The organism is Streptomyces xanthophaeus (genome assembly GCF_000725805.1).
Taxonomy (GTDB): Bacteria; Actinomycetota; Actinomycetes; order Streptomycetales; family Streptomycetaceae; genus Streptomyces; species Streptomyces xanthophaeus.
Genome location: NZ_JOFT01000012.1, coordinates 69,485 through 93,045 on the forward strand (window position 1 = coordinate 69,485; position 23,561 = coordinate 93,045).

Here is a 23,561-nt window from a genome sequence, read left to right on the forward strand (position 1 = left end):
CCGGCACCCGGCCGTTCGCTAGGCGGGCGTCCGGGTGTTCTGCACGACCGCGACGAGCGGGGCCAGTTCGGGGTTGCGCGCCGCCTCGTCGAGCGCCTCGCGCAGCGCCGTGTCGTTCGTCGGACGAGCCGCGGCCAGCAGGGCCAGGCCGTCCTCGCTCACGTCCGTGTAGATTCCCCGCCGGTCCGTGTCGCAGATGTAGCGGCTGAGCAGCCCGCGGTCCTCCAGCCTGCTGACCAGGCGGGTGGTCGCGCTCTGGCTGAGGACCACAGAGTCGGCGACCTGGTGCATCCGCAGGTGCCCGCCCGGTCCGCTGTGCTGGCGGCTCAGCACGTCGAGCAGCGAGTACTCGCGGACGCTGAGGCCGTGCCCCGACTGGAGGGCCCGCTCGATGTGCGACTCGATCCGCCCGTGCAGGAGGGAGAGGGCGCACCAGCCCTGGGCGAGGGCGGTGAGCGCACTGTCCGTGGCCGTCATGGGCTGCTCCTTCTCTGCGTGCGGTGCCTCCAGGATAGAACACGACCGCAATAGCCCGCGCTTGCAATTATCCCGCGTCTGCAATTAATGTGGACGCACGTAAGCAGCGGCAGCAAACGAGGCCGCGCACCGGGCGGCCGGGTGCTACGGCTCATCCGCACCCGACCCGCACCCGTCCCCTTCCGCACCGCACCCTCCCCTGAAGGGCACCTCCCCCATGCCTCTCGCACTGCTCGCCCTCGCCATCGGGGCCTTCGGGATCGGCACCACCGAATTCGTGATCATGGGCCTGCTCCCCGAGGTCGCCGCCGGTTACGGCGTCTCGATCCCCACCGCGGGCTTCCTGGTCACCGGCTACGCCCTCGGCGTCGTCCTCGGCGCCCCGCTGATGACCGTCCTCGGCACCCGGGTCCCCCGCAAGCGCATGCTCATGCTGCTCATGGGCCTGTTCGTCGTGGGCAACGTCCTGTCCGCCCTCGCCCCCGCCTTCGGCGTCATGCTCGCCGGGCGCGTCGTGGCCTCCCTGGCCCACGGAGCCTTCTTCGGCATCGGCTCCGTCGTCGCCGCCGGCCTCGTCGCCCCCGAGAAGAAGGCCGGAGCCATCGCCATGATGTTCACCGGCCTGACCGTCGCCAACGTGGTCGGCGTGCCGCTGGGCACCCTCGTCGGGCAGACCCTCGGCTGGCGCGTCACCTTCCTGATCGTCGCCGCGCTCGGTGTCCTCGGCCTGCTCGGGATCGCCCGGCTGGTGCCCGAACTGCCCCGGCCCGAGGGCGTCCGGATCCGCCACGAGCTGGCCGCCTTCCGCAACGTCCAGGTCCTGCTCGCGATGGCGATGACCGTGCTCGGCTTCGGCGGGGTGTTCGCCGCGATCACCTACATCACCCCGATGATGACCCACGTCGCGGGCTTCGCCGACACCTCGGTCACCTGGCTCCTGGTCCTCTTCGGCCTCGGCATGGTCGTGGGCAACCTCGTCGGCGGCCGCTTCGCCGACCGCGCGCTGATGCCCATGCTGTACGTGTCCCTGGGCGCGCTCGCCGTCACCCTGGCGCTCTTCACGCTCACCGCCCACAGCAAGGCGGGCGCCGCCGTCACCGTCGTACTCATCGGCGCCCTCGGCTTCGCCACCGTGCCGCCGCTCCAGAAGCGGGTGCTCGACCAGGCCGCCGGTGCGCCCACCCTGGCCTCCGCCGTCAACATCGGCGCCTTCAACCTCGGCAACGCGCTCGCCGCCTGGCTCGGCGGGATCGTGATCACCGCCGGGCTCGGCTGGACGGCCCCGAACTGGGTCGGCGCCGCGCTGGCCGCCTCCGCGCTCGTCCGCCCCGGCGGGCGGGACCCCCCGGTCCCCCCGCCGCGGCCCCCCCCCGCCACTGACCACCCCGACCTTCCCCCCCGCACCCCCCTCCCAAGGAGAAACCCACATGTCCAGCGCCACCCGCACCGCCGTCGCCCCCCTGACCACCGAGGATGCCGAGCTCCTCGTCGCCGCCGTCGCCACCGCCGCCGAGGCGGCCGGGGTCACCGTCAGCGTCACCGTCCTCGACGCGGGCGGCCACCTGCTGGCCTTCCGCCGCGACGACCGGGCCGTGCTGATCTCGGGCGAGACCAGCACCCGCAAGGCCTACACCGCCCTCCAGCTGAACGCGCCGACCGCCGACCTCGTGGACGCCGTCCAGCCCGGCGCCCCCTTCCACACCCTGCCGACCGCCCTGGACCGGCCGCTGCTGTTCATCGCGGGCGGACTGCCGGTCCACCGCGACGGCCGCCTCATCGGTGCCGTCGGCGTCGGCGGCGGCGCCCCCGAGCAGGACCACGCCTTCGCCGCCGCCGCGCTCCAGGCCCTCTACGCGCGGATCTGAGCCTCCGGGTCGCGCGCCCGCGTCCCCCGTGCCAGGTTGGGTACGGGGGACAGGGGGTGCACGATGCGGAATCCGAGGTTTCACGTGAAAGGCCACGTCATAGCGACAGCAGCGGTCGCCGCGCTGGTCACCCTCGCCGTCCCGGGCTGTACGGCCGCCTCCGACGAGGCCCGGACCCCCGCCCCGAGCTCCGGTTCCGCCACCGCCGCCCTGCCGGCCTCCCCGACGGCCGCCGAAGAACCCAGCCCCTCGCCGAGCCCCACCTACGCCCTGTCCACCGCACCGCGCACCATCCCCGCCGTACGGGAGCACGTACCGGCCCGCGGCCCCGGCTGGAAGCCCGCTCCCGGCGCCCGCGTGGTCGTGGCGCAGGCCGACAAGGCCGCCCTCACCGACGAGGCCAAGCTCCTGGCCGGCGAACTGAGCCTCGGCTTCTCGGACTCGGAGCCCGCCCGCCGCGGTGACGTCGAACTGGCCCTGGCCGCCAAGGGATCCGGCCCGGCCGAGTCCTACGGCCTGACCGTCAAGGACGGCCAGGTCAAGATCACCGGCCCGGACGAGGCCGGGGTCTTCTACGGCACCCGCACCCTCAAACAAGCCGTACGGTCCGCCGGTTCGGCCCCCGAGGGCACCGTGCGCGACGCCCCCGCCAAACCCCAGCGCGGCCTCAACCTCGACATAGCGCGCAAGCACTTCACCCCCGACTGGATCGAGGACCGGCTGCGCGAGATGGGCGACCTGAAGCTCAACCAGCTCGGCCTGCACTTCTCCGACGACCAGGCCTTCCGGATCCAGTCCGACAGCCACCCCGAGATCGTCTCCACCCCCCACCTCACCAAGGCGGACGTACGCCGCATCACGGCCCTCGCCGCCAGCCTGCACATCACGGTCGTCCCGGAGATCGACTCGCCCGGACACCTCGGCGCGGTCCTGCGCGCCCACCCCGACCTGCAACTGCGCGACGTACAGGGCAGAGCCGTGAAGGGTGCGGTGGACATATCCAACCCGGCGGCGGCCAAGCTCGTCGACGACCTCCTGCGCGAGTACCTGCCGCTGTTCCCCGGCGGGGCCTGGCACCTGGGCGCCGACGAGTACCAGGCGCTCGTCGTCCGCGATCCGCAGGCCTCCTTCCCTCAGCTGGCCCGCGCGGCCCAGCAGCGGTACGGCGCCGGAGCGCGCGTCCAGGACCTGGCTACGGGCTGGCTCAACGACCGGGCGGCCGTGGTGCGCCCGTCGGGCAAGGCGCTCAAGGCCTGGAACGACGGCTTCTTCAGCGGCGGGGTGACCACCGCGGCCAAGGACATCCAGGTCGAGTACTGGACCGGCAAGGAGATCGGCGCCCGCCCGCCGCTGGAGTACCTGCGCGAGGGCCGCAAGGTCGTGAACCTCAACGACGAGTACCTCTACTACGTGCTGGGCCAGCCCAACCAGTTCACCTACCCCACCGGCAAGCGGATCTACGAGCAGTGGACCCCCCTGGTACTGCGCGGCACGACCCCCGTGCCCGCCCAGTACGCGGACCAGATCCTCGGCGCCCGCCTCGCCGTCTGGGCCGACCTGGCCGGCGCCCAGACCCAGGCCCAGGTCGCGGAGGGCATCCGGCTGCCCCTGGCGGCGCTCTCCCAGAAGGTCTGGGACTCCCGCCCGCCCCAGCAGCCCTGGACCGGCTTCAAGGCCCTCGCCGACCGCCTCTGAGCGGTCACGGAGGTCCGCGGTCTGCAACAGGCCGACACCGGACCGGTGACGAACGACATCCGGCCATCGCCATGGCCGAATTCCTCAGGCTACGTTGACGCCACGCTTCGACCGGCTATGAGGGAGACGACCATGCGCGTGGTACGCAGCGGCAGACGGAACCGCGGACGCACGGCCCTGCTGACCCTCGCGGTGTGCGGGGCCCTCGCGCTCACGGGCTGCCGGGCAGGGGACGAGGCGGGCGGTCCCGGTACGCAGTCGCCCGCCAAGCCCGGAGCGGGCCCCACCGGTTCCCCGGCCCCGGCTCCGGCCCCGGGCACGCCCTCCGCCACGGCGGCGGCCCCGAAGCCCACCGCGACCGCGAAGCCGGTGAAGAAGCCCACGACGCCGGCCGGCCCGTCGGCCAAGCCCTGCGACCACAAGATGCCCATCGCGCCGGACCTGATCGCCGTCTACCGGTACACCCCCGAGGGCGGCGCGCACCACCTGATCGTCCGGCACGGGAACTGGGGCTGCGGCACCTCCGGCGCGGACGGCGCCGCCTTCGAGCCGGTCGGCAAGGAGACCTTCTACCCCGTCGCGGACAAGGCCGCGATCACCGCCGGGCCCCCGGTCGTCGCGGGACCGGGGCCCGAGAAGATCGGCGTCCAGGAACTCGTCGACTGGGTGATCGCGCACCCCGACTCCGGACTCCCGTTCCGCTACCACCTCGGCGCCGACGGGGCGATCGACACCCTTGAGCAGGTCTATCTCCCGTAGCTCCGCCCCCGGTGCTGCCACCGCCGCCGGACCCACTGGCCGAACAAGGGCAGGGCCGTGACCACGGTCAGGATCCAGGCGGCGGCGAAGCACCAGATCAGGGGCGTCGAGACGGTCACCGAGGCCGCGACGAGCAGCACGACGGACACCGCACCGAGCAGACAGGCCACGGCGGTGCGGTGCCGCAGGTGTGCCGACATCAGGGCCCCGCGGAGGGAACGGTCACGTTTGAGCTGTGCCTCCAGCGCGGAGAGCGCGCGCTGCTCGTGATCGGAGAGTCCGGCTCCGTCCATGACGACGCACCTCCGTCGGCTGTGGCCGACGGGCGCGGAACACAGCCTCTGGCGTGCGAATACCCGGCCTGGGACGGCCCAACCCCCGGACGCGGCCGCGGGTGCCCCGGGACGGTCACCAGATGGAGTTGACCCACTCCGGGTGGTCGATGAAGGGGTTCCGGTTGTGCTGGTAGGTGTCGAAGATGACCTGGTTGCGACGCTGCTCGAAGGCGTCCGGCGGGTCCTGCTGGTTCCACTGCTTCAGCAGGCTGATCCGGCCGTGGGCGGGGGCCGAACCGTTGTTGACCTTGTCGTTCATCTCCAGGTTCGCGAAGCCGTCGCCACCCTCGTAGCGCACGGCCATGTAGAGCAGCATCCGCGCCACGTCGCCCTTGACCGCGTCGCGCGGTTCGAAGGAGTCGGAGTCGGTGAGGCTGCCGGGGGCCTCGCCCACCGGGCTGCCGCCCCTGTCGAAGTCCTTGTTGCCGCGCGTGCTGTTGACCGTGACGTCCTCGGGGCGCAGGTGGTGCAGGTCGGTGCCCGGGCCGGTGGCGGTGCCGAAGTCGCCGTGGCTCTTGGCCCAGACGTGCTCGCGGTTCCAGTCGTTGGCCCCTCCGCCGTTGGTGGACTTGGACTGGGAGCGGCCGGAGTAGAGCAGGATGACGTTGTTCGGGTTGGCCGGGTCCTGGTCGGTGACCTTCAGCGCGTTCCAGACACCGTCGTAGTTCACCTTGGACTGGGTCTTGATGATGCCGTGCAGGGCGGTCTTCAGCGCGGCCCCGGTCTTGCCCTCGGCCGGGGCGTAGTACGAGTCGACGTACGGATCGGCGTACGGGCCTGCCGTCACGGCCGCGGTGGCGTGGGGAGCCTCCGCAGACTGCTGGCCCGCCGATGCGGTGGCGGGTATCGCGATCAGAGCGGCCGCTGCGAGGCCGGCCGCCCAGGGAGTGGCGCGGGAGATTCTCATGCTGTGGGGGACCTCTCCAGGACACACCGGGCCCGCCAGGGGAATTGGCGGGATATCAGGTGGCGAAGCGAGGCTCACATTGTCATGTGCCCAACAGGTAAAAACCATGTGTCGGGGCCTTGAACTGCGGTGTTGGCGTCTGCTACCCGCGAACTGCCCGCGCGCCAGGAGGAAGGAGAGGTCCGCATTTCCCCGGGAAATGGCCGAATCCGGGACCGAGGGGACACGGTCGGAGCGCCGGGGCCGGGGGCCCGAAGGGGCTGATCCGGCGCCGTGCGCGGGGCAGTTGAAAGGGCCCCCGCGCGGCCGGAGCGGTGCTCCACGGCCGCGCACGGCGAGGACCGGCCGCGCCGACAGAGGGCGGGGCCGGTCCTGTGAGGTCAATGCCCGTTGCGGCGCCGCTCGGCCGTCACGGCCGAGCGGCGCCGACGGTCGTCAGCTGCCCGTTGCGATCGCGGGGGCCGGGTCGAACTTGTAGTTCGGGCCGAAGTTCTTGCGCACCGCGGCCTCCCAGGAGCCGTCCGCGACCATCTTCTTCAGCGCGGCGTTGATCTTGCCCTGGAGTTCCTTGTCGCCCTTCTTGAGGCCGATGCCGTAGTTCTCGTTGCTCAGGCTCTGGCCGGTCAGCTTGAACTTGCCCTCGTTGCCCTTCTGGGCGACGTACCCGGCCAGGATGGAGTTGTCCGTGGTCATCGCGTCGACCAGGTTGTCCTGGAGGGCGACCACGCACTCCGAGTAGCCCGGCAGCTCCAGCACGCTCGCCTTGGGGGCCAGGTTCTTCTTGACGTTCTCCGCCGAGGTGGAGCCGGTCACCGAGCAGAGCCGCTTGGAGTTGAGGTCCTCGGCCTTGGTGATCGTGGTGTCGTCGGCGCGGACGAGCAGGTCCTGGTGCGCGGTGAAGTACGGACCCGCGAAGTCCACCTTCTCCTTGCGCTTGTCGCTGATCGAGTAGCTGGCGGCGACGAACCTGACCTCGTTGTACTGGAGCAGGAGCTCCCGGTCGGAGCTGTCGACGCGCTTGAACTCGATCTGCTCCGGCTTGTAGCCGAGCTGCTTGGCGATGTACGTGGCCACGTCCACGTCGAATCCGGAGTACGTGCCGCCGGCCTCGCGCAGGCCGACGCCCGGCTGGTCGAACTTGATGCCGATGGCGAGGGTCCCCTTGTCCTCCTCGCCGCCGCACCCGGAGGTGGTGAGGGCGAGGGCGATCACTGCGGCGACCGCCGCACCGGTCTGGGGAACCTTCATGCTGCACTCTTTCCTCGGGGCCGCGGGGCGCGCTGCGGGCACCTTCCAGCGGTGGCTGGGCGAGGGATCTCCGCACCGCGTGGAACCGCGAGAACGTGGGGGGACGTCAATACACGTGTACGAGGAAGCTAGGAAGCGGACAGGCGCAGCGTCACTACATCTGAGCGAAACTTGAGGATAACGATCCGGTTCGGCCGAAGATTTTACGGCACAATCGGGCCGAATCGGGAGAAGGGGGCGTTCGATGGGCTCTGCTTCGGTACGGGTCGAGGGGAACGCGTTGCTGCTGGGCGAGGTGCAGGTCCGCTTCATCAGGACCCTGCGCCTGCCGGAGTCGGGCACCCACGCGCTGCCGCCGGGACTGGGGGAGTTCCCGCTGCGCCGGGTGGAGGACCACGCGGACACCGTCCCCCCTGAGTGGCTGGCGAAGGGCGGCGTCATGCTGCCCGTGCACCTGCGCGAGGCCATGTGGCTCAGCTTCGCCGGGACCCGCGAACCCGCCGCGCTCCAGGTCGGCGTCGGCAAGGTGTGCGCCGTCTCGGGCGGGCGGTGGACGGGCCGCCTGGACCGCGGCCCGCAGAACTATCTGGTCCTGCCGCGCCAGCCGTGGCTGGACGGGATCAACTCCGGGAGCGGGACGGTGCGTCAGTTCGTCGCCGTTCCCCTGGGACTCGGCGCCACGGTCGAAGGACAGGTCACCGGTGAGGAGACCACCGGTGGCGTGCAGCTCCAGGCCTTCCCGCTCGGCGCCCGGGAGCTGGCCGCCTGGCGGGAGACGGAGCGGGAGCGCACCCTCGGATCCGCCCCGCCCGCGCCCCCGCCGTGGTACGGGGGCCCTGGTGCCCCCTCGGGCTCCGGCGGGTACGGCGGACCGGTGCCGCCGCCGATGGCCGCGGCCCCGGGCGGCCCGCCCGTACCGCCCGCCCCGTCCGCTGCGGGAGCCGCCCGCGCCCGCAGCGCGGCGCCGCCGCCCGCCGCCCCCGCGATGGGACTCGGGGTCGGCGGCTCCATGCGCCAGGAGGTGTACCGCGACGACCGGCCGCTGTCGGCCTGGTCCCGGGAAGCGGCCGCACGGGTCTTCGTCCACCTCGTCACCCCGCCCGCGTGGCGACGTATCACCGGGGAGGAGGCGCCGCCCTCGCCCGTGGACCGGGCCGCCTACACCAAGGCCGGACTGCCCTGGTTCGACCACTACGACGACACCGCCGCCGACCTCGCCCCGGCCGAAGCCCTGGGCCGGGTCGAACCGGTGGGCCAGTGGCTCGGGGACGACCACACCCCCTGGGCGGAGCCGGGACCGGGGCAGGTCAAGCCGCTCGGGAACGCGCCGAGGCCGGGCAGGCCCGTACAGGACGGGGACTGGTGACGGAGCCGGAAGCGGAGCCGGTGACGGGGCCCTCGGCGGAGGCCGAGTGCCCCGTCGGCGGCCCGAGGGCGATGCGTATGATCTTCGGCAGCAAGGCCGTAGCGCAGAGGTCGTCGCGCCCACGCAGCAAGCTGGAGGACGCCGGTTCGAATCCGGCCGGTCTTGTGTCTTCTTGATCACGGGCAGCACGGACAGCACGGGCACCACGGGGGAACCAGTGAACACGCAGCCGACGGGCACCCGCGGCGTGCCGCGATGACGCCGCGCGCCGAACTCCCGGGCGGGTACGAGCCCGTTGACCTCATCACGTGGAGGCGCATCCGCCGCTACGCCGTGCCCGGCTGGATGATCGAGCACGCCACCGCCCACCGGCTGGCCGGGGACTGGCGGGCCGCCTGCGCGACCGCCGCCTTCGACGTCACCTTCGACCCGGCCGACGTCGCCTCCCGCTACGGGGCCTCCGTCGCCGAGGCGTTGGAGGACGACCTCCGCCACCTCGCCCCGGACCTGCTGCGCTGGCACCTGCCGCGAGTGCTGGGCGGCCACACCACCATCGCCCCCGGCCTGCGGATCGTGCTCGCCCACTACGGGCAGCGCCCCGGCTCCCCGCGCGACCCGGAAGCCCCCGTACTGTCCGTCACCACCTCACCGATGATCGGCGGGCCGCAACGCCTGCGCCTGCACTGCGCGCCGCTCGCCCGGCGCGAGCTGTACGCCCTGTTCGGCTTCCCCTTCACCGTGGAGGACTGGACCGCGGCCCGTTTCCTCTGGGACGCCCGGCGCAGCGACGGCCTGCGCGCACGGTTCGGCGGCGGCGGCGACGGCGGCCGGCTGCCCTTCTTCCGCGCGGACGGCTCCACGCTCGACCCGGCCGAGCTGCCCGTCGACGAACCCGACCCCGCCGACCGGGCCGCACGCGCGGAATGGGCCACCCTGCTGCAGCTCGCGGGCGGAGCCGCCGAGGCCTGCGCGGCCGTCGGCATCGAGCGCGACCTGAGCCTGCCTCCCCAGCACTACTACGAGCGGCCGTTCGACACCGGAGCCCTCCTGGGAGGGGGCCCCTTCGACCTCACCCGGCTGACCGACGAGGTCGGGCACCTCGGGGCGGCGGGCGCGGGCCACCGGTTCCGTTTCCCGCGCGACGGACGCACCGTCGAGCTGACGCAGGACGGCCTCGGCCCGCACGGCACGTTCCGGGCCCGGTTCATCGCGCGGGAGCAGGCGAAGGAGGTGCCCCTGCTCCCTCAGTACGCCTGGCGGCGCCTGCCCGACCTCGAACTGGTGCGGACCGGCCTCATCACGCCGCAGGAACTGCACCCGCTGGTCACCGCCTCCCTCTTCCCCGGCAGCGGACCCTTCGTCCCACCGCCCGGCCCCGCCCTGCCGGCCCCCGTCAGGGTGCGCTGCCGCGGCGAGTGGCACGAGGTCCGCTCGCGCGGCGGGGTACTGGAGCTGCCGCACACCCCCGAGGAGCAGCAACGGGAGCGCGCCCTGCGGGCGTTCGGCGGCGAGGTCGCCGGATGCTTCGCCGTGGAGCAGACCTGGACCACCGGCCACGGCCGGCTGCCGCGCGCCCTGCGGGCCGAACAGCAGGAGCTGTTCCTGCGCGCCCAGCACGGGGACACCCCGGCCGTCGTGGCGCTGCTCGACGCGGGCGTCGACCCCCGGATCCGTGACGGAGGCCGTCGCGGACTGCTCCACGTCCTGCACCAGCTCGACCACGAGGAACTGCTGCCCCGGCTGCTGGACGCGGGACTCGACCTGGAGGCGCGGGACAACGAACAGCGCACCCCCCTGTACGCGACGGCGGTCAACGGCGGCTCCGCGGACCTGGTGCGGGCCTTCCTGGCGGCCGGATCCCGCATCGACGTCATCGACCACCGGGGGATGTCGCTGTCCCACGTCGTACGCCGCTACCGCAGCACCGACCTGGACTTCCTGAGGCAGCGGGTGGACGAGGAACACCCCGGCATCGGCGCCGCGTGGTGGGACCGGTGGATCGGCGAGCGGGAAATGAAGGTCTGGCAGACATGAGCAGCCACCCCGGCGGCCACGCCGGCCCGCGTCCGGGCACCCGGCCCGTACCGGCGCCCCTCGCCGCCGCCGACGACCTGGGCGCCCGGCTCGGCAGGACCCGTACCGAATCCGGCACCGACCACCAACTGGAGGCACTGGCCCTGGCCGTGACGGCCAATCAGCCCGTGCTGCTGTGGGGCGAACCCGGCATCGGCAAGTCCGCGGGCATGCACAGGCTCGCCGCCTCGCTGGGGGTGGAGCTGGAGACGGTCATCGCCAGCGTCCACGAGCCCTCCGACTTCGCGGGCCTGCCCGTCGTCGGCGAGGACCCCGCCACCACCGGCGTGCCGATGGCCCCGCCGGACTGGGCGGTCCGCCTCGCCCGCACCGGACACGGGCTGCTGTTCTTCGACGAACTGTCCTCGGCCCCGCCCGCCGTGCAGGCGGCCCTGCTGCGCGTGGTCCTGGAGCGCCGGGTCGGCAGCCTCGAACTGCCCGCCGCCGTACGGATCGTCGCCGCAGCCAACCCGCCCGCCAGCGCGGCGGACGGCTGGCACCTCAGCCCGCCCCTGGCCAACCGCTTCGTCCACCTCGACTGGACCCACGACCCGCGCACCGTGGCCCGCGGCATGGCCGGGACCTGGCCCGAGGCGGCCGTCCCGGCCGTCGACCCGGCCCGGGTCCCGGGCTCCGTGGCCCGGGCCCGCGGTGCGGTCTCCGGCTTCCTCACCGCCCGGCCGGGCCTCGTCCACCAGATGCCGGCCGGGGCCGCGGACCGGGGGCGGGCCTGGCCCTCCCCGCGCACCTGGGAGATGGCCCTGCGGATGCTGGCCACCGGGTACGCGGCCGCCGTGGGCCGCGAGGCGCTGGCCGCCGCGCTCACCGGCGCGGTCGGCGAAGCCCCCGGGATCGAACTGCTCTCGTACCTCGAACACCTCGACCTGCCCGATCCGGACCGGGTACTGGCCGACCCGGAGGCCTTCGCCCTGCCGGAACGAGGCGACCGGCAGCTGGCCTTCCTCATCGCCGTGGTCGCGGCCGTGCAGGGCGAGCTCACCCGGGAGCGCTGGGAGGCAGCCTGGACGGTGCTGGCCAAGGCGGTCGAAGCGGGCGTGCCCGACGTGGCCGCGCGGGCCGCCGCCGACCTCGCCGCGATGCGCGACCTGGACTGGCCCGTACCGGCCGGCATCGACGCCTTCGTGGAACTGCTCCAGCTGTCCGGCGCACTGCCGGGCCGCGGCTGAACCCGCCGTGGACCTGCCCGCGCGCGAGCCGGGGCAAGAGCCCGGGGGAGAGCCCGCGGGCCTCGACCGGGTGAAGCTGCTCGCGGCCCGCTACCAGGCCGCCGAGGCCCGCCCCTACCTCGCCTGCGCCCTGTACGCCCTGACCGTGGTGCCCTGCACCGCCGTGCGCACCATGGGCGTCGACCGGTACTGGCGCTGCTACGTCTCGCCCGCCTTCGTCGAGGCCACGCCCGTCCCCGAACTCGCCGGGGTCTGGATCCACGAGGTGGCGCACCTGTTGCGCGACCACCACGGCCGGGCCGGGCGGCTGCCCGCCGCCGACCAGCGCGACCGGGTCCGCGTCAACACCGCCCAGGACTGCGAGATCAACGACGACCTGCTGGCCGACGGGCTCGCCCTGCCCGCGGGCCGGATGGAGCCCCGGCTCTTCGGCCTGCCCACGGGCGGCATGTTCGAGAGCTACCTGGCCGGCGTCCCGGCCACGCCCCCCGCCCTGGACTGCGGCTCCGGCGCCCACGGCACCCCGATGCCCTGGGAGCTCGGCGAGCGGGCTCCCGTCACCCGGATCGGCCCGGTGGAGGCGGAAGCGCTGCGCCGCCAGACCGCCCAGGCGGTGCGGGCCCACCGGCGCACCCGGGGCACACTGCCCCGGGGCTGGCACCGCTGGGCCGAGGAACTCCTGGAGCCCGCCGTCGACTGGCGCCGCGCGCTGTCCGGGGCGGTGCGCGAGGCCGCCGCCTGGGCGTCCGGCGCGGTGGACTACACGTACCGCCGCCCTTCGCGCAGGACCCCGGCGCTCGGCGGCAAGGTGGTGCTGCCCAGTCTGCGCAGGCCGCTGCCGCGCGTCGCGGTGGTCATCGACACCTCGGGGTCGATGGGCCCGGCGGAGCTCGGGGCCGCGCTCGCCGAAGTCACCGGGGTGCTGCGGGAGGTGGGGATACGGGGCGACCGGGTCGCGGTCCTGGCCTGCGACGCCGACGTGCAGGCCGTGTCCCGGGTGAACAGCGCCGGCCAGGTGGCCCTGGCCGGGGGCGGCGGCACCGACATGCGGGCCGGGATCGGCGCCGCGCTGGCCCTGCCCGACCGGCCCGACGTGATCGTCGTCCTGACCGACGGTTTCACGCCGTGGCCGCCGCAGAGCCCGGCCTGCCGGGTGATCGCCGCACTGCTCGGGGACACCGCACCGATGCCCCCGGCCTGGGTGGAGACCGTACGCGTCCCGCTGTGAGCGGAGCCGGACCGGCCCGCCCGCGGTGGCCGGGAACGTACGGTCGCCCGGCCCGGCCCGGTGTGCACGTGGGAGCATGACCGGGCAACACCCGGTGTCTGGAGGGGGAATCCGTTGACTGGAGTACGCAAGGGCCTGGCCAAGGTGGAGGTCGCGCTGAGGTGGGACCCCAGCAGCGCGGGCACGCCCGCGAACGACCTGGACATCGTCGCCGCGGTCTACGGGGCCGACGATCCGTACGGGGAGCCGGTCCACCTGGTGCACTTCGGCAGCCGCTCGCCCGACGGCACCATCACGCTGAACCGGGACAGCCACACCGGCCAGGGCTTCGGCTTCGACGAGGTGATGACCCTCGAACTGGACCGGATGGCCGAGCGGCTGTGCCGGGTGGTGGTGGGCGTGGTGATCCAGGACGCCGACGCCGGCGAGGGTGCCACGAAGACCTTCGCGGACATCACCGGTACGGGGGTGCGGATCCGTGAGGGGCACACGGACCTCGCCGAGAGCGGCTTCGAGTCCGTCCGGGGCGCCACCGCGGCCACGATCGCCGAGTTCACCCGCGAGGCCTCCGGCAGCTGGTCCCTCGACGCGCGGCTGCGCGGATTCGCCGTCGGCCCGGAGGAGTTCGCCCGCACCATGGGCGCCGCCCGGCCGTGAGCACGGGCCGTGAGCACGGGCCGTGAGCACGGGAGCGGCCCGGCGCGTCCCTGATCGGGACGGGCCGGGCCGCTCCGGGCGTCCTACTCGCAGGTGCCGCCGTCGGCGGGGACCGTGCCGTCGATCAGGAACGCGTCGACCGTCTTGGTCGCGCAGGAGTTGACCCCGTAGGTGCCGTGGCCCTCGCCCTTGACGGTGAGGCCCACGCCCACGCCCTTGCCCAGGGAGTCGGCCATCCGGCGGGCGCCCTCGACCGGGGTCGCGGGGTCACCGGTGTTGCCGATGACGAGGATCGGAGCCGCGCCCGGCGCGCTCACGTCGGGCTTGGCCCGTTCGCCCGGTACCGGCCAGTCCTGGCAGGTGGCCATCAGTTCCTCGGCCTTGACGTCACCGAAGACGGGGGAGGCCTTCTTGAACTCGGGCACCATCGCCGCGGCCTGCTCGGCCGTGACCCGGGTGCTGTCGTCGGCGCAGCTGATGGCTCCCCGTGCACCGAGGGAGTTGTCGTAGCGGCCCTTGTCGTCGCGGCCGCCCAGCAGGTCGGCGTAGGCGAGGAGGATCTCACCCGTGCCGTCCGCCTGGACCTCGCGGATGCCCAGCGCCAGGTGTTCCCAGGTCTCCTCGCTGTAGAGCGTGGCGATCATGCCGCTCTCGGCCTGTGCGGCGGTCAGCTTGCGGCCTTCGCCCGCGGGCACGGGCTTCTTCTCCAGCTTCGCCAGCATGGCGTTGATCCGCTCGGTGCCGGTCGTGGCGTTCGGACCGGTCGGGCAGTTCGCCCCGAACTTCTTCGCGCAGTACTGCATGGCGTGCTCCAGGGCGGTCTGGAAGCCCTTGATCTGGCCGAGGCCCTGCTGGAGCGAGTCCTGGGTGGGGTCGACCACGGCGTCGAAGACCGTACGGCCGACGTTCGCCGGGAACAGGTGGGCGTAGACCCCGCCCAGCTCGGTGCCGTAGGAGATGCCGAAGTAGTTGAGCTTCTGGTCGCCGAGGACCTGGCGCATGACGTCCAGGTCGCGGGCGGCATTGGTGGTGCCGACGTGCGGGAGGATCTTGGCGGAGTTCTGCTTGCAGCCCTCGGCGAACTTCTTGGTGCTCGCGACGGAGTCCGTGGAGGCGTTCAGCTCGTCCATCGTCTTGTCGTCGACGCACTTGACGCCCGCGCTGTCGCCGACGCCCCGCGGGTCGAAGCTCACCAGGTCGTAGACCGAGCCCAGCTTCTTGTAGTCCTTCGAGGCGAGGGAGGGGAGGGTGCTGACACCGGAGCCGCCGGGGCCGCCGAAGTTGTAGACCAGGGAGCCGATGCGCTTGCCCTGGTCGGTGGCCTTCTTGCGGATGAGGGCCAGGTCGATGGTCTCGCCCGCGGGCTTGGCGTAGTCGAGCGGCACCTTCATCGCGGCGCACTCCCACCCGGCGCCGGGGGCCTCACCGCCGCCCTGGGCCACGGAGGGGGCGGCGCAGCCCTGCCAGGCGAGCTGCTGGCCGGTGATCGAGGCCGGCAGCGCGACGGGCGTGGGGCTGGGGGAGGCCGGGGCGGCGCTCTGGGCGCCGTCCTTGGCGTCGGCCTTCTTGCCGCCGTCGTCACAGGCCGTCAGAGCGGAAACCGCCAGCAGGGCGGCAGCGGCGAGCACGGCGGACCGGGCCGGCCGTATGAGGGGGGACATGCGTGGTGCTCCTGATGACCGTGCGGACGTGATCGAGAAGGGCCCGCCGCAGCGAACACCCGGCGTCGGCCCACCGGAACCGTACAGGGGAGCGGGTGCCGGCCGGCACCCGGTATCCGGAGTAACGGGCTCCGCACAGATCGGGCGGCGGTCGTCCCTCGGAAGGGGTGACCGCCGCCCGGTCCGGGTGGCGCGCTGCCACCGTCCCCACGAGGCAGCGCGGGCAGGTCGCCGTCCGGTCATCGGGACGGCGGCCCACCGGTTCAGGGGGCCGCTGCGGCCGGGGTCACCGCGCTGGCCGCAGGCGCCAGGCCCAGGGAGGGGAGCAGGGCCGCGTCGACGAAGCGCACCAGGTAGTCGGCGTCCGCGTAACGGCCCTCCAGGACGGGCCGGATCCGGAGCACACCCATCAGCTGGGCCGGCAGGAACTCCACCGCCGGATGGTCCGCGGTGATCTCGCCCCGCGCCACGCCCCGCGCCACCATCGCGTCGAAGGCGGCCAGCTCCGGGTCCACCAGCGCTTCCCGCAGGGCGGCCTGGAGCTCCTCGTCGCTGAGCACGGCGTGCCCGAGGGCCTGCATGAGCCGGGTGTCGCGCCCCGAGGTGCAGGCCGCGATCCGCGCGGCCTCGCGCAGGTCGCCCGCGAGGGAGCCGGTGTCCACCGCGACGAGCGTGCCCCGGCGGCCCGCGCGCAGGGCGGCGGCGACCAGCTGCGGCTTGGTCCTCCACTGCCGGTAGAGCGTGGACTTGCCGCAACTGGCCCGGGCGGCGACGCCCTCCATGGTCAGGGCCTCGTACCCGTGCTCGCGCAGCTGGTCGAGCACGGCGTCGTAGAACTCCTGCTCGCGCTCCGGGGTGATCTTGGAGCGCCGCGGGCCGGTCGGCGTCGACGTCATGGTGCGGCTCTCCTTCACGGCTCCTGTGCGCCCTTTCGCTAGGAAAAGTGTACGGGAACGCAAGCGTATCGGTACACAAGCGTATCGATACGCGAATGTATCGATACACTGGCGTGTCGCTGTGTGCGCGGTTCCGACCAGCCGCTGAACAGATCCGAGCACGAGGAAAGTGAGACCGGGGGATGTCCCAGACCACACCTGCCGGACCGGCAGCCGGACGGAGGGCCGCGCGCCGCCGTCTCATACGCGAGCTGCTGCTGGTCGCAGGACTGTTCACCGTCTACAAGGCCGGCCGGCTGCTCTCCACGGACCGCACCGAGGAGGCCTTCCGCAACGCCGCCTGGGTCTGGGACGCCGAACGCGCCCTCCACCTGCCCGGGGAGGGCGCGGTGCAGAGGCTGCTGCTGCACGGCGACACCCTCGTCCACACCGCGAACACCTACTACGCGGCCGTCCACTTCCCCGCGACCGCGCTCTTCCTGATCTGGCTCTACCTCCGCCGCCCGGACCACTACCTGTGGGCGCGCCGCGCACTCGCCGTGCTGACCGGAGCCGCCCTGGTCCTGCACCTCTCGTTCCCCCTCGCGCCCCCGCGGATGTTCGGCGGAGCAGACATGATCGACACCGGGCAGGTCTACGGACCCACCGTGTACGGGGCCGCGCCGGCCTCCGACACCCTGGCCAACCAGTTCGCGGCGATGCCCTCCCTGCACTTCGGCTGGGCGCTGATGCTGGCCCTCGGCATGATCGCCGCCACCGGCCCGCAGACCCCGGCCGGGAAGCCCCGGCGGTGGCGCGCACTGTGGCTGCTGCACCCGCTGCTGACCCTCCTCGTGATCGTCGGCACCGCCAACCACTACTGGCTCGACGCGATCGTGGCGGCCGTACTGCTCGGCGCGGCGCTGCTGCTGATCCCGCGGCCCCGCCCGGCCGACGGCAGCGGCACGGACCCGTTGCCGGACACGGACACGGACAGGGACAGGGACAGGGACACGGACAGGGACGCGTCCGTTGAGGCGGACGCCGCCGTACGGAGCCTGGCGCGGCCGCGGACCGCCCCCGACCAGGTAGGGGCCCGGCGGTGAACGCCACCGCCCTCGCCGTGGTGCTCTGCCTGGCCTCCGCCGTGACCTACGCGGCCGCTGCCGTCGCCCAGGAGCGCCTCGCCCGCGCGGCCGTCGCCCGCACCGCCCGGGCCCTGCTCGGCTCCCACGCCTGGTGGTGGTCGGCCGGCCTGAACGCGGCCGCCGCCCTGCTGCACGCGGCGGCCCTGCGGTACGGCCCGCTCACCCTGGTCCAGCCGCTCGGCGCCCTCACCCTCGTGGCTGCCGTACCGCTGGGCGCCCGCGGGGCCGGGCGCCGGGTCGCGGCCACCGAGTGGCGGGGCACCCTCGCCACCGTCGCGGGACTCGGCCTGCTGCTGCTCCCCGCCTCCGGGCCCGCCCCCGACGACACCCTCACGCTGGCCGAGGCGCTGGCCGTCTCCGGAGCCACGGCCGCCGTGATCCTCATGCTCACCGCCGTCAAGGACCCGCGCTCGGGGCTGCGGCACGCGACGGCCTCCGGACTGGCCTCCGCGGCGGCCTCGGCCCTGACCCAGACCGTGGCCGTCGCCGCCGGCCGCGGCGGAGCCCTGCTCAGCCTGCGGGTGGCCGCGGTGGCGCTGCTCGTGGTGGTGTTCGCGGTCGGCGGGATGCTGCTGTCGCAGCGGGCCTACCGCGGCGGGCTCGGCGCCCCGCTGGCCGTGGTCAACCTGGCCAATCCGCTGGCCGCGGCGGCCATCGGCATGGTCCTGCTCGGCGAACGCCTCCAGGGCGGCGCGGCGGGGGTGCTGCTGGCGGTGGCGGGCGCCTTGGCGGCGGCACGCGGGGTGCTCCTGCTCACGCGCACCCCTCCAGCCGCGGGGCAGGCCCCCGGTACGCCGGAACCGGCCGCCCCCGTCGTGCCGGTGAGCCGCGTGGCGGCCTGAGCTGCCCTTCCGTAACCGGGCGGAGAACCGTTTCGGGCCGTTTCGCGTCCTCCCGGGAGAACGCCCGGGACACCGGACCACCGGACCACCGGTTCACCGGATCACGGGAACACCGAAACGGAGTGACTGGTATGGGGATCGTCAGCTGGATCGTCCTGGGTCTGCTGGCCGGAGCGATAGCCAAGGTCCTGCTGCCCGGCCGCGACCCCGGTGGCCTGATCGGCACCACCCTCATCGGCGTCGCCGGAGCCTTCATCGGCGGCTGGCTCTCGGCGAAGTTCCTGGACCGGCCGATCCAGACGGAGTTCTTCGACCTCGCCACCTGGGGCGCCGCCATCGGAGGCTCGCTCGTCCTCCTCATCGGCTATCGCCTCCTCTTCGGCAACTCGCGCGACTGACGGGGCGGGACATGGGCCGGCGCACCTACGTGGCACGGGGCGTGCCGGGCGGCTAGGCCGTCTCTTTCGGATCTGGCAGACCCGGGGCGGCTGCTGGTGGGGCGAGCTCTACGAACTCTGCCCCGACGGCCTCCTCGCCGAACTCAACGGCAAGAAGGACCCGGAGAAGATCACCGCCCTGCTCCGGCGGTACCGGGCCCTCAAGCGCTGACCGGCCGCGCCGTCCGTCCCGGCCGCGCCGTCCGTCCCGGCCGCGCCGTCCGTCCCGGCCACGACGGCCGCGCCGGACGTTCCCGCTGCGGGGCGGAATCCGCCGATTAGGCTGACCGGCGGGCCCGACACGACCGCAACGAGAGTCAAGGAACCGCCGCAGCCATGAGCGTCACTCCCGTCCCCACCACCGACCTGTACGACGAGCACGGCGAGTCGCTCGGGATCTGCACCGTCCAGTTCCGCCAGTACGGCGGCCACCGCCGGTTCGCGGGCCCGGTGCGGACCCTCTCCTGCCACGAGGACAACGCCCTGCTGCGCGAGCTGGTCAACACCCCCGGCGAGGGCGCCGTACTCGTCGTCGACGGTGGCGGATCCCTGCGCACCGCCCTCATCGGCGACCTGATCGGCGGAGCCGCCGAGCGCAACGGCTGGGCGGGACTGATCATCAGCGGCGCGGTCCGCGACAGCGTGGCCCTCGGCGGGCTCGGCCTCGGCATCAAGGCGCTGGGCACGGTCCCCCGCAAGAGCGGCAAGACCGGCGCGGGCACCGTGGACGGGCCCGTCACGATCGGCGAGGTCACCTTCCGCGCCGGTGACACCGTCCACGCGGACGACGACGGCGTCGTGGTGCTCGCCACCGCGAACTGACCCGCCGGGGACCGGATCCCGCCACGTCCGGGTCCCGGCCCTGGCGGGAGCCGGGGGCCCGGGGTTTCACTGCGGGTCCATGAGACGACACAGGTTCATGGGCCTGCTCGGCGCGCTGACCCTCGCCGCGGCCACCCTGGCCGGCACCGCACACGCCGCCGCCCCCGCCCCGCCTCCTGCCCCGGCCACCGCTACGGCACCGGGCGCGACACCGCCCGCCGAGTTCGGCACCGACTGGCACGACCCCCTCACCGCCGCCCCGCCCGTGAGCCGGCCGGCGACCCGGTCCTGCCGCATCACCCTCGCCGAGGCCCAGTTCCGCGACTTCACCCCGTACCGCGGGACGTACGCGCCGCCCACGGGCTGCGGCTCCGACGGCTGGGCCAAGGTGGTGCTGCGCCTCGAAGGCAAGGTCAAGGGCCGCCAGTACGACCGCCTCGGCCACCTCTCCCTCGGCGGGGTGGAGATCCTGCGCACCTCCACCCCGCAGCCCTCGCCCGACGGCATCACCTGGTCCGTGGAGAAGGACGTCACCCGCTACCGCGACACCCTCGCCCGCCCGCAGCCCGTCGAGATGCTCATCGGCAACGTGGTCGACGACACCTACACCGGCGTCATCGACGTCCGGGTCACCCTCACCTTCTACGCCGCCGAGGGCCGCACCGGCGCCGCCGCGGCCGCCGCGACCCCCGACCGGGTCCTCGCCCTCACCACCCCGGACGTCACCACCCCGCGCAACACCGAGCGGCTCCTCGCCGAGGTGTACGCCACCGGCTCCGGCGGCGGCTGCGAGGAGTACTGGTACATGACCACCCCGGACGCGGCCCCGTACTCCTGCAAGGCCGCCGACGGCCCCTACCGCGAGGTCCGGATCTCCGTGGACGGACGCCTCGCGGGCATCGCCGCACCCTTCCCCACCGTCTGGACCGGAGGCTGGTCCAACCCCTTCCTCTGGTACGTCACCCCCGGCCCCCGCGCCTTCGACGTCCAGCCGGTCCTCTACGACCTGACCCCCTTCGCCGCCCTGCTCAACGACGGCCGCCCGCACCGCATCGAGGTCTCCGTGGCGGGGGTGCCGGCCGGGCAGAGCGGCTGGAGCACCCCCACCAACCTGCTGCTGTGGCTCGACGAGGGCCGGCCGGTCGTGACCGGCGCGCTGACCCGGCACGAGCAGAGCGAGCCCGAGGGCTCCTCCCGCTGGACGCCCGGAGCCGAGCACCGGCTGGACACGGTGGGCGGACACGACCTGACGACTGCCGGATACCTGGACACCTCCCACGGACGCGTCGCCACCACCGTCACGCGCGCCGTCCGCAACACCTCCGTGCACCGCTGGACCGAGGGCGAGAACCGCGACGCCCTCACCGCCACCTGGACCGACGAGGAGAGCGTGACCCGGGGGCGGACCACCACCCGCACCGCGCGGACCTACACGATGGACGGCGAGACCACGCTGGGCGCCGGAGACCGGCTGCGCACCGTCCTCTCGCTGGGCGACCGCGCGGACACCGTCACGCTGCACGGCGGCCGCACCGTCGGCCGGGTGCGCCTCGACGACCGCTACACGGGCGACGCCACCTACACGGCGAACGTCCCGCGCGACCAGCGGCACGCGGTCGGCACCACCACGGCCCGCCACCAGGTGTACGGCTCGGAGGCCGGGGGCGGCTGTTACGACCGCACCGTGTCCACCGCGCAGGGCACCGTCACGGTGGACCGCCGACGCTGCTGATCCCGCAGGCGCCTACGATGTCCGGCCATGGACACGAGTGAGGCCGGCAGACGGCTGATCGGCGGGCGCTTCGAGCTCGTCGACCCCCTGGGCAGCGGCGGCATGGGCACGGTGTGGCGCGCCCGCGACATCGCACTGGACCGCGACGTCGCCCTCAAGGAGGTGCGCCCGCCGGACCCGGCGACCGCCGCGGCCCAGCCCGGCCTCGCCGTCCAGCTGCGGGAACGGGCCGTCCGGGAGGCCCGCGCCCTCGCCCGCCTCGCGCACCCGCACGTGGTGACGATCCACCACATCGTCGACCCGGCCGCCGAGGGCGGCGCGGACGCCGCGGACACGCATCCGTGGATCGTGATGGAGCTCGTCCGGGGCGGCTCCCTCCACGACCGGCTGGAGTCCGGCCCCCTGCCGGTGGACCAGGTGCTGCGGCTCGGCCTGGAGGTGCTCTCCGCGCTGCGCGCCGCACACGCCGAAGGGGTGCTGCACCGCGATGTGAAACCGGCCAACGTACTCCTGCGGCCCGACGGCGGGGCCGTGCTGACGGACTTCGGCATCGCGGCCCTGCACGGCTCGGCCGGGCTGACCTCCACGGGGGTGCTCATCGGCTCCCCGGAGTACATCGCGCCCGAACGGGTCCGCGGGGAGGAGGGGCTGGCGGCCTCGGACCTGTGGTCCCTGGGCATGCTGCTGTACGTGGCCGCCGAGGGTGTCCATCCGCTGCGCCGCGCCACCAGCCTGGCCACCGTGGTCGCCGTACTGGACGAACCCATCCCGGCTCCGGTGCGCTCCGGTCCGCTGGGCCCCGTCCTGGAGCAGCTGCTGGTACGGGACCCGGCCGCGCGGCCCGACGGAGCCCGGCTGGAAGAGCTGCTCCGGAACGCGAGCACTGCTCTGGGCGGCGGGCCCGCCGCTGGTGCACCGCCGACGGTCCTCGGCCGGTACGGGCCCGCGTCCCCGCTGCCGCATCCGGCCCCGGCCCCGTCGCCGTACCCGCCCGCGGGGCCCTACTCCGGGCAGCAGCCCTCGTACGCGGGGCCGTCCCCGTCCCCGTACTCGGTCACGGCGCCGGTCCGGACCGGCGCCGGGCGGCGCAGGCGCCCGGTGGTGCTCGCCTCGGCCGTCGCGGCGGTCCTGGCGGCCGCGGTGATCGGCATCGTCCAGTGGCTGCCCGGCGGCCAAGAGTCCGGCGACAGCGCGAAGGGCGGTGCGGGAGCCACCCCCGCCGCCTCCTCACCCGTCCCGGGGACCGCTGCACCGTCCGCCGTCACCCCGAAGGCGGCCGATTCCAAGGCCGCCTCGCCCGAGGCGAGCGCGCCCCAGGGCGGTCTGCTCACCCCGGCGGGCGTCCGGGCGGCACTGGAGGCACTGAAGAAGCAGACCGGCACGACCACCTTCGTGGACATGCGGATCTACGAGGAGTACGTGATCGCCTCGGTGCCCACCGCCCCCGGGGCCAAGACGGTCGACTCCTGGCAGTACCGGGGCGGCGGCGTCACCCGGACCGGACCCGCGGGCACCGTCAAGGACCGGGCGCCGCTCATCGACATGGCCGGGATCGACTGGGACGTCCTGCCCGGCCTCCTCGAACAGGCCCAGCGGGACCTGGGAGTGGAGAAGCCCACCTCGCGCTACGTCATCGTCGACCCCTGGATGATGGACCAGACCCCGTCGATGCGCTCCTACCTCAGCGACGAGTACGGCCAGGGCGGTTACGTACTGGCCGGGACCAACGGCAAGGTGAGGAAGGTCTACCGCTCCTGAGCGGCCCACCGGTTCCGGCTTCTCAGACCCAGCCCTCGTCGAGGTGGACGGTCCAGGTGTCTCCCACCGCCCTCTTCAGCATCGACGGCCCACCAGTCCCATGTGAATCCGGGCCAGGGATGCCGCAGGATCTTCGCCATCGCGCCACCCTATCGAGGGTGGCGCGAGGTGTGGTGAGGCCGATCCGCAGGGAGTCGAGCTGCTCCCCAGCACACGTCGCGTTGGTCGGACTTGAGGACGGCGGTCCCTGGCAGCTCCTGGCCAGGACGGCTTCTCGCACCATGCCGCGCCAGCCGGGGATAAGCATGCTTTATGAGGCCATAGCCACATATCTGCTACCGGGAGCGTGTGGGGATGGCGAGGCTCGTAGGAGAGAACTGCAGAGCTGAAGGGCCGGAAATTCCTGTGAAAGTGAAACGTGTGACGTTGGTGGCCGTGGCTTCCATGGCTGGTCCGGTGGTTCTGGCCGCCGCGCCCGCTCTGGCGGAC

Annotated in this window: 20 protein-coding genes, 1 tRNA gene and 2 pseudogenes; 17 read left to right on the top strand and 6 right to left on the bottom strand. The window is 73.7% G+C overall.

All coding sequences use genetic code 11. The features are described from left to right. Window positions 1–18 precede the first annotated feature (18 nt). Window positions 19–477: a MarR family winged helix-turn-helix transcriptional regulator gene (locus IO30_RS0106210; protein ID WP_031140100.1), complete on the bottom strand. Its 459-nt coding sequence runs from the start codon at window positions 475–477 to the stop codon at window positions 19–21. Between the two features lie 217 nt (window positions 478–694). Between IO30_RS0106210 and IO30_RS43050 the strand changes: the two are divergent. From IO30_RS43050 to IO30_RS0106235, 4 genes and pseudogenes are all read left to right on the top strand, one after another. Then, a pseudogene (locus tag IO30_RS43050) lies at window positions 695–1,801 on the top strand (MFS transporter); the annotation flags it as partial. Window positions 1,802–1,904: 103 nt separating this feature from the next. Then, window positions 1,905–2,342: a GlcG/HbpS family heme-binding protein gene (locus tag IO30_RS0106225; protein WP_031140105.1), complete on the top strand. Its 438-nt coding sequence runs from the start codon at window positions 1,905–1,907 to the stop codon at window positions 2,340–2,342. Between the two features lie 63 nt (window positions 2,343–2,405). Next, on the top strand, window positions 2,406–4,037 hold the full coding sequence (locus tag IO30_RS0106230; RefSeq protein ID WP_051901963.1) for a beta-N-acetylhexosaminidase: 1,632 nt from the start codon (window positions 2,406–2,408) through the stop codon (window positions 4,035–4,037). 132 nt (window positions 4,038–4,169) lie between these two features. Then, window positions 4,170–4,796 (top strand): hypothetical protein, encoded by a 627-nt coding sequence (locus IO30_RS0106235; RefSeq protein WP_031140109.1) that lies wholly within the window; start codon window positions 4,170–4,172, stop codon window positions 4,794–4,796. On the opposite strand, the gene IO30_RS0106240 is transcribed toward IO30_RS0106235, so the two are convergent. The 3 genes from IO30_RS0106240 to IO30_RS0106250 all read right to left on the bottom strand — a co-directional run bounded on the left by IO30_RS0106240 (window position 4,784) and on the right by IO30_RS0106250 (window position 7,286). Further along, complete coding sequence (locus IO30_RS0106240) at window positions 4,784–5,089, bottom strand: DUF3040 domain-containing protein (protein WP_031140111.1); 306 nt, start codon at window positions 5,087–5,089, stop codon at window positions 4,784–4,786. The two genes, IO30_RS0106235 and IO30_RS0106240, sit on opposite strands and share 13 nt — an antisense overlap. Window positions 5,090–5,204: 115 nt before the next feature. Then, complete coding sequence (locus IO30_RS0106245; protein ID WP_031140113.1) at window positions 5,205–6,038, bottom strand: endonuclease I family protein; 834 nt, start codon at window positions 6,036–6,038, stop codon at window positions 5,205–5,207. A 435-nt stretch (window positions 6,039–6,473) separates the two neighbouring features. Continuing rightward, the gene (locus IO30_RS0106250) at window positions 6,474–7,286 is read right to left on the bottom strand and encodes a glutamate ABC transporter substrate-binding protein (RefSeq protein WP_031140115.1); all 813 of its coding nucleotides are present in this window, start codon (window positions 7,284–7,286) and stop codon (window positions 6,474–6,476) included. Window positions 7,287–7,530: 244 nt separating this feature from the next. Here IO30_RS0106250 and IO30_RS0106255 point away from each other — a divergent pair, with 244 nt between their 5' ends. From IO30_RS0106255 to IO30_RS0106280, 6 genes are all read left to right on the top strand, one after another. Further along, window positions 7,531–8,652: a hypothetical protein gene (locus IO30_RS0106255; RefSeq protein ID WP_031140117.1), complete on the top strand. Its 1,122-nt coding sequence runs from the start codon at window positions 7,531–7,533 to the stop codon at window positions 8,650–8,652. 92 nt (window positions 8,653–8,744) lie between these two features. After that, window positions 8,745–8,817 (top strand) — tRNA-Cys (locus IO30_RS0106260). Window positions 8,818–8,907: 90 nt separating this feature from the next. After that, entirely contained in the window at window positions 8,908–10,686 is a 1,779-nt protein-coding gene (locus IO30_RS0106265) for an ankyrin repeat domain-containing protein (protein WP_051901965.1), read from the top strand. Beyond that, a complete protein-coding gene (locus IO30_RS0106270) occupies window positions 10,683–11,912 on the top strand; it encodes an AAA family ATPase (protein ID WP_051901967.1) in 1,230 nt (409 codons plus the stop codon). Before IO30_RS0106265 ends, IO30_RS0106270 begins: the two co-directional genes overlap by 4 nt. A gap of 7 nt (window positions 11,913–11,919) precedes the next feature. Continuing rightward, on the top strand, window positions 11,920–13,140 hold the full coding sequence (locus IO30_RS0106275; protein ID WP_234321584.1) for a vWA domain-containing protein: 1,221 nt from the start codon (window positions 11,920–11,922) through the stop codon (window positions 13,138–13,140). A gap of 114 nt (window positions 13,141–13,254) precedes the next feature. Further along, complete coding sequence (locus IO30_RS0106280; protein WP_031140125.1) at window positions 13,255–13,797, top strand: TerD family protein; 543 nt, start codon at window positions 13,255–13,257, stop codon at window positions 13,795–13,797. 83 nt (window positions 13,798–13,880) lie between these two features. Here IO30_RS0106280 and IO30_RS0106285 read toward each other — a convergent pair whose 3' ends face one another. Together IO30_RS0106285 and IO30_RS0106290 are read right to left on the bottom strand one after the other, a co-directional pair. Beyond that, window positions 13,881–15,458, bottom strand: a complete 1,578-nt coding sequence (locus IO30_RS0106285) for an alpha/beta hydrolase (protein WP_031140127.1) — start codon at window positions 15,456–15,458, stop codon at window positions 13,881–13,883. A gap of 263 nt (window positions 15,459–15,721) precedes the next feature. Continuing rightward, window positions 15,722–16,354 (bottom strand): TetR/AcrR family transcriptional regulator, encoded by a 633-nt coding sequence (locus IO30_RS0106290; protein ID WP_051859056.1) that lies wholly within the window; start codon window positions 16,352–16,354, stop codon window positions 15,722–15,724. 182 nt (window positions 16,355–16,536) lie between these two features. Between IO30_RS0106290 and IO30_RS0106295 the strand changes: the two genes are divergently transcribed. The 7 genes and pseudogenes from IO30_RS0106295 to IO30_RS0106325 all read left to right on the top strand — a co-directional run bounded on the left by IO30_RS0106295 (window position 16,537) and on the right by IO30_RS0106325 (window position 23,072). Continuing rightward, window positions 16,537–17,439 carry a phosphatase PAP2 family protein gene (locus IO30_RS0106295; RefSeq protein ID WP_078904575.1) on the top strand — a complete coding sequence of 301 codons (903 nt, stop codon included), beginning with the start codon at window positions 16,537–16,539 and terminating at the stop codon, window positions 17,437–17,439. Then, window positions 17,436–18,323, top strand: coding sequence for a hypothetical protein (locus tag IO30_RS0106300; RefSeq protein ID WP_199920986.1), 888 nt, complete (start codon window positions 17,436–17,438; stop codon window positions 18,321–18,323). Before IO30_RS0106295 ends, IO30_RS0106300 begins: the two co-directional genes overlap by 4 nt. A gap of 131 nt (window positions 18,324–18,454) precedes the next feature. Next, window positions 18,455–18,721 (top strand): GlsB/YeaQ/YmgE family stress response membrane protein, encoded by a 267-nt coding sequence (locus IO30_RS0106305; RefSeq protein ID WP_031140135.1) that lies wholly within the window; start codon window positions 18,455–18,457, stop codon window positions 18,719–18,721. 11 nt (window positions 18,722–18,732) lie between these two features. Beyond that, window positions 18,733–18,932, top strand: a pseudogene (locus IO30_RS48010) (hypothetical protein). Between the two features lie 164 nt (window positions 18,933–19,096). Further along, on the top strand, window positions 19,097–19,582 hold the full coding sequence (gene rraA / locus IO30_RS0106315) for a ribonuclease E activity regulator RraA (RefSeq protein ID WP_031140137.1): 486 nt from the start codon (window positions 19,097–19,099) through the stop codon (window positions 19,580–19,582). A gap of 79 nt (window positions 19,583–19,661) precedes the next feature. Then, a complete protein-coding gene (locus IO30_RS0106320) occupies window positions 19,662–21,314 on the top strand; it encodes a peptide-N4-asparagine amidase (protein WP_031140139.1) in 1,653 nt (550 codons plus the stop codon). 27 nt (window positions 21,315–21,341) lie between these two features. Next, window positions 21,342–23,072: a serine/threonine-protein kinase gene (locus tag IO30_RS0106325; protein WP_031140141.1), complete on the top strand. Its 1,731-nt coding sequence runs from the start codon at window positions 21,342–21,344 to the stop codon at window positions 23,070–23,072. Window positions 23,073–23,561 lie beyond the last annotated feature (489 nt).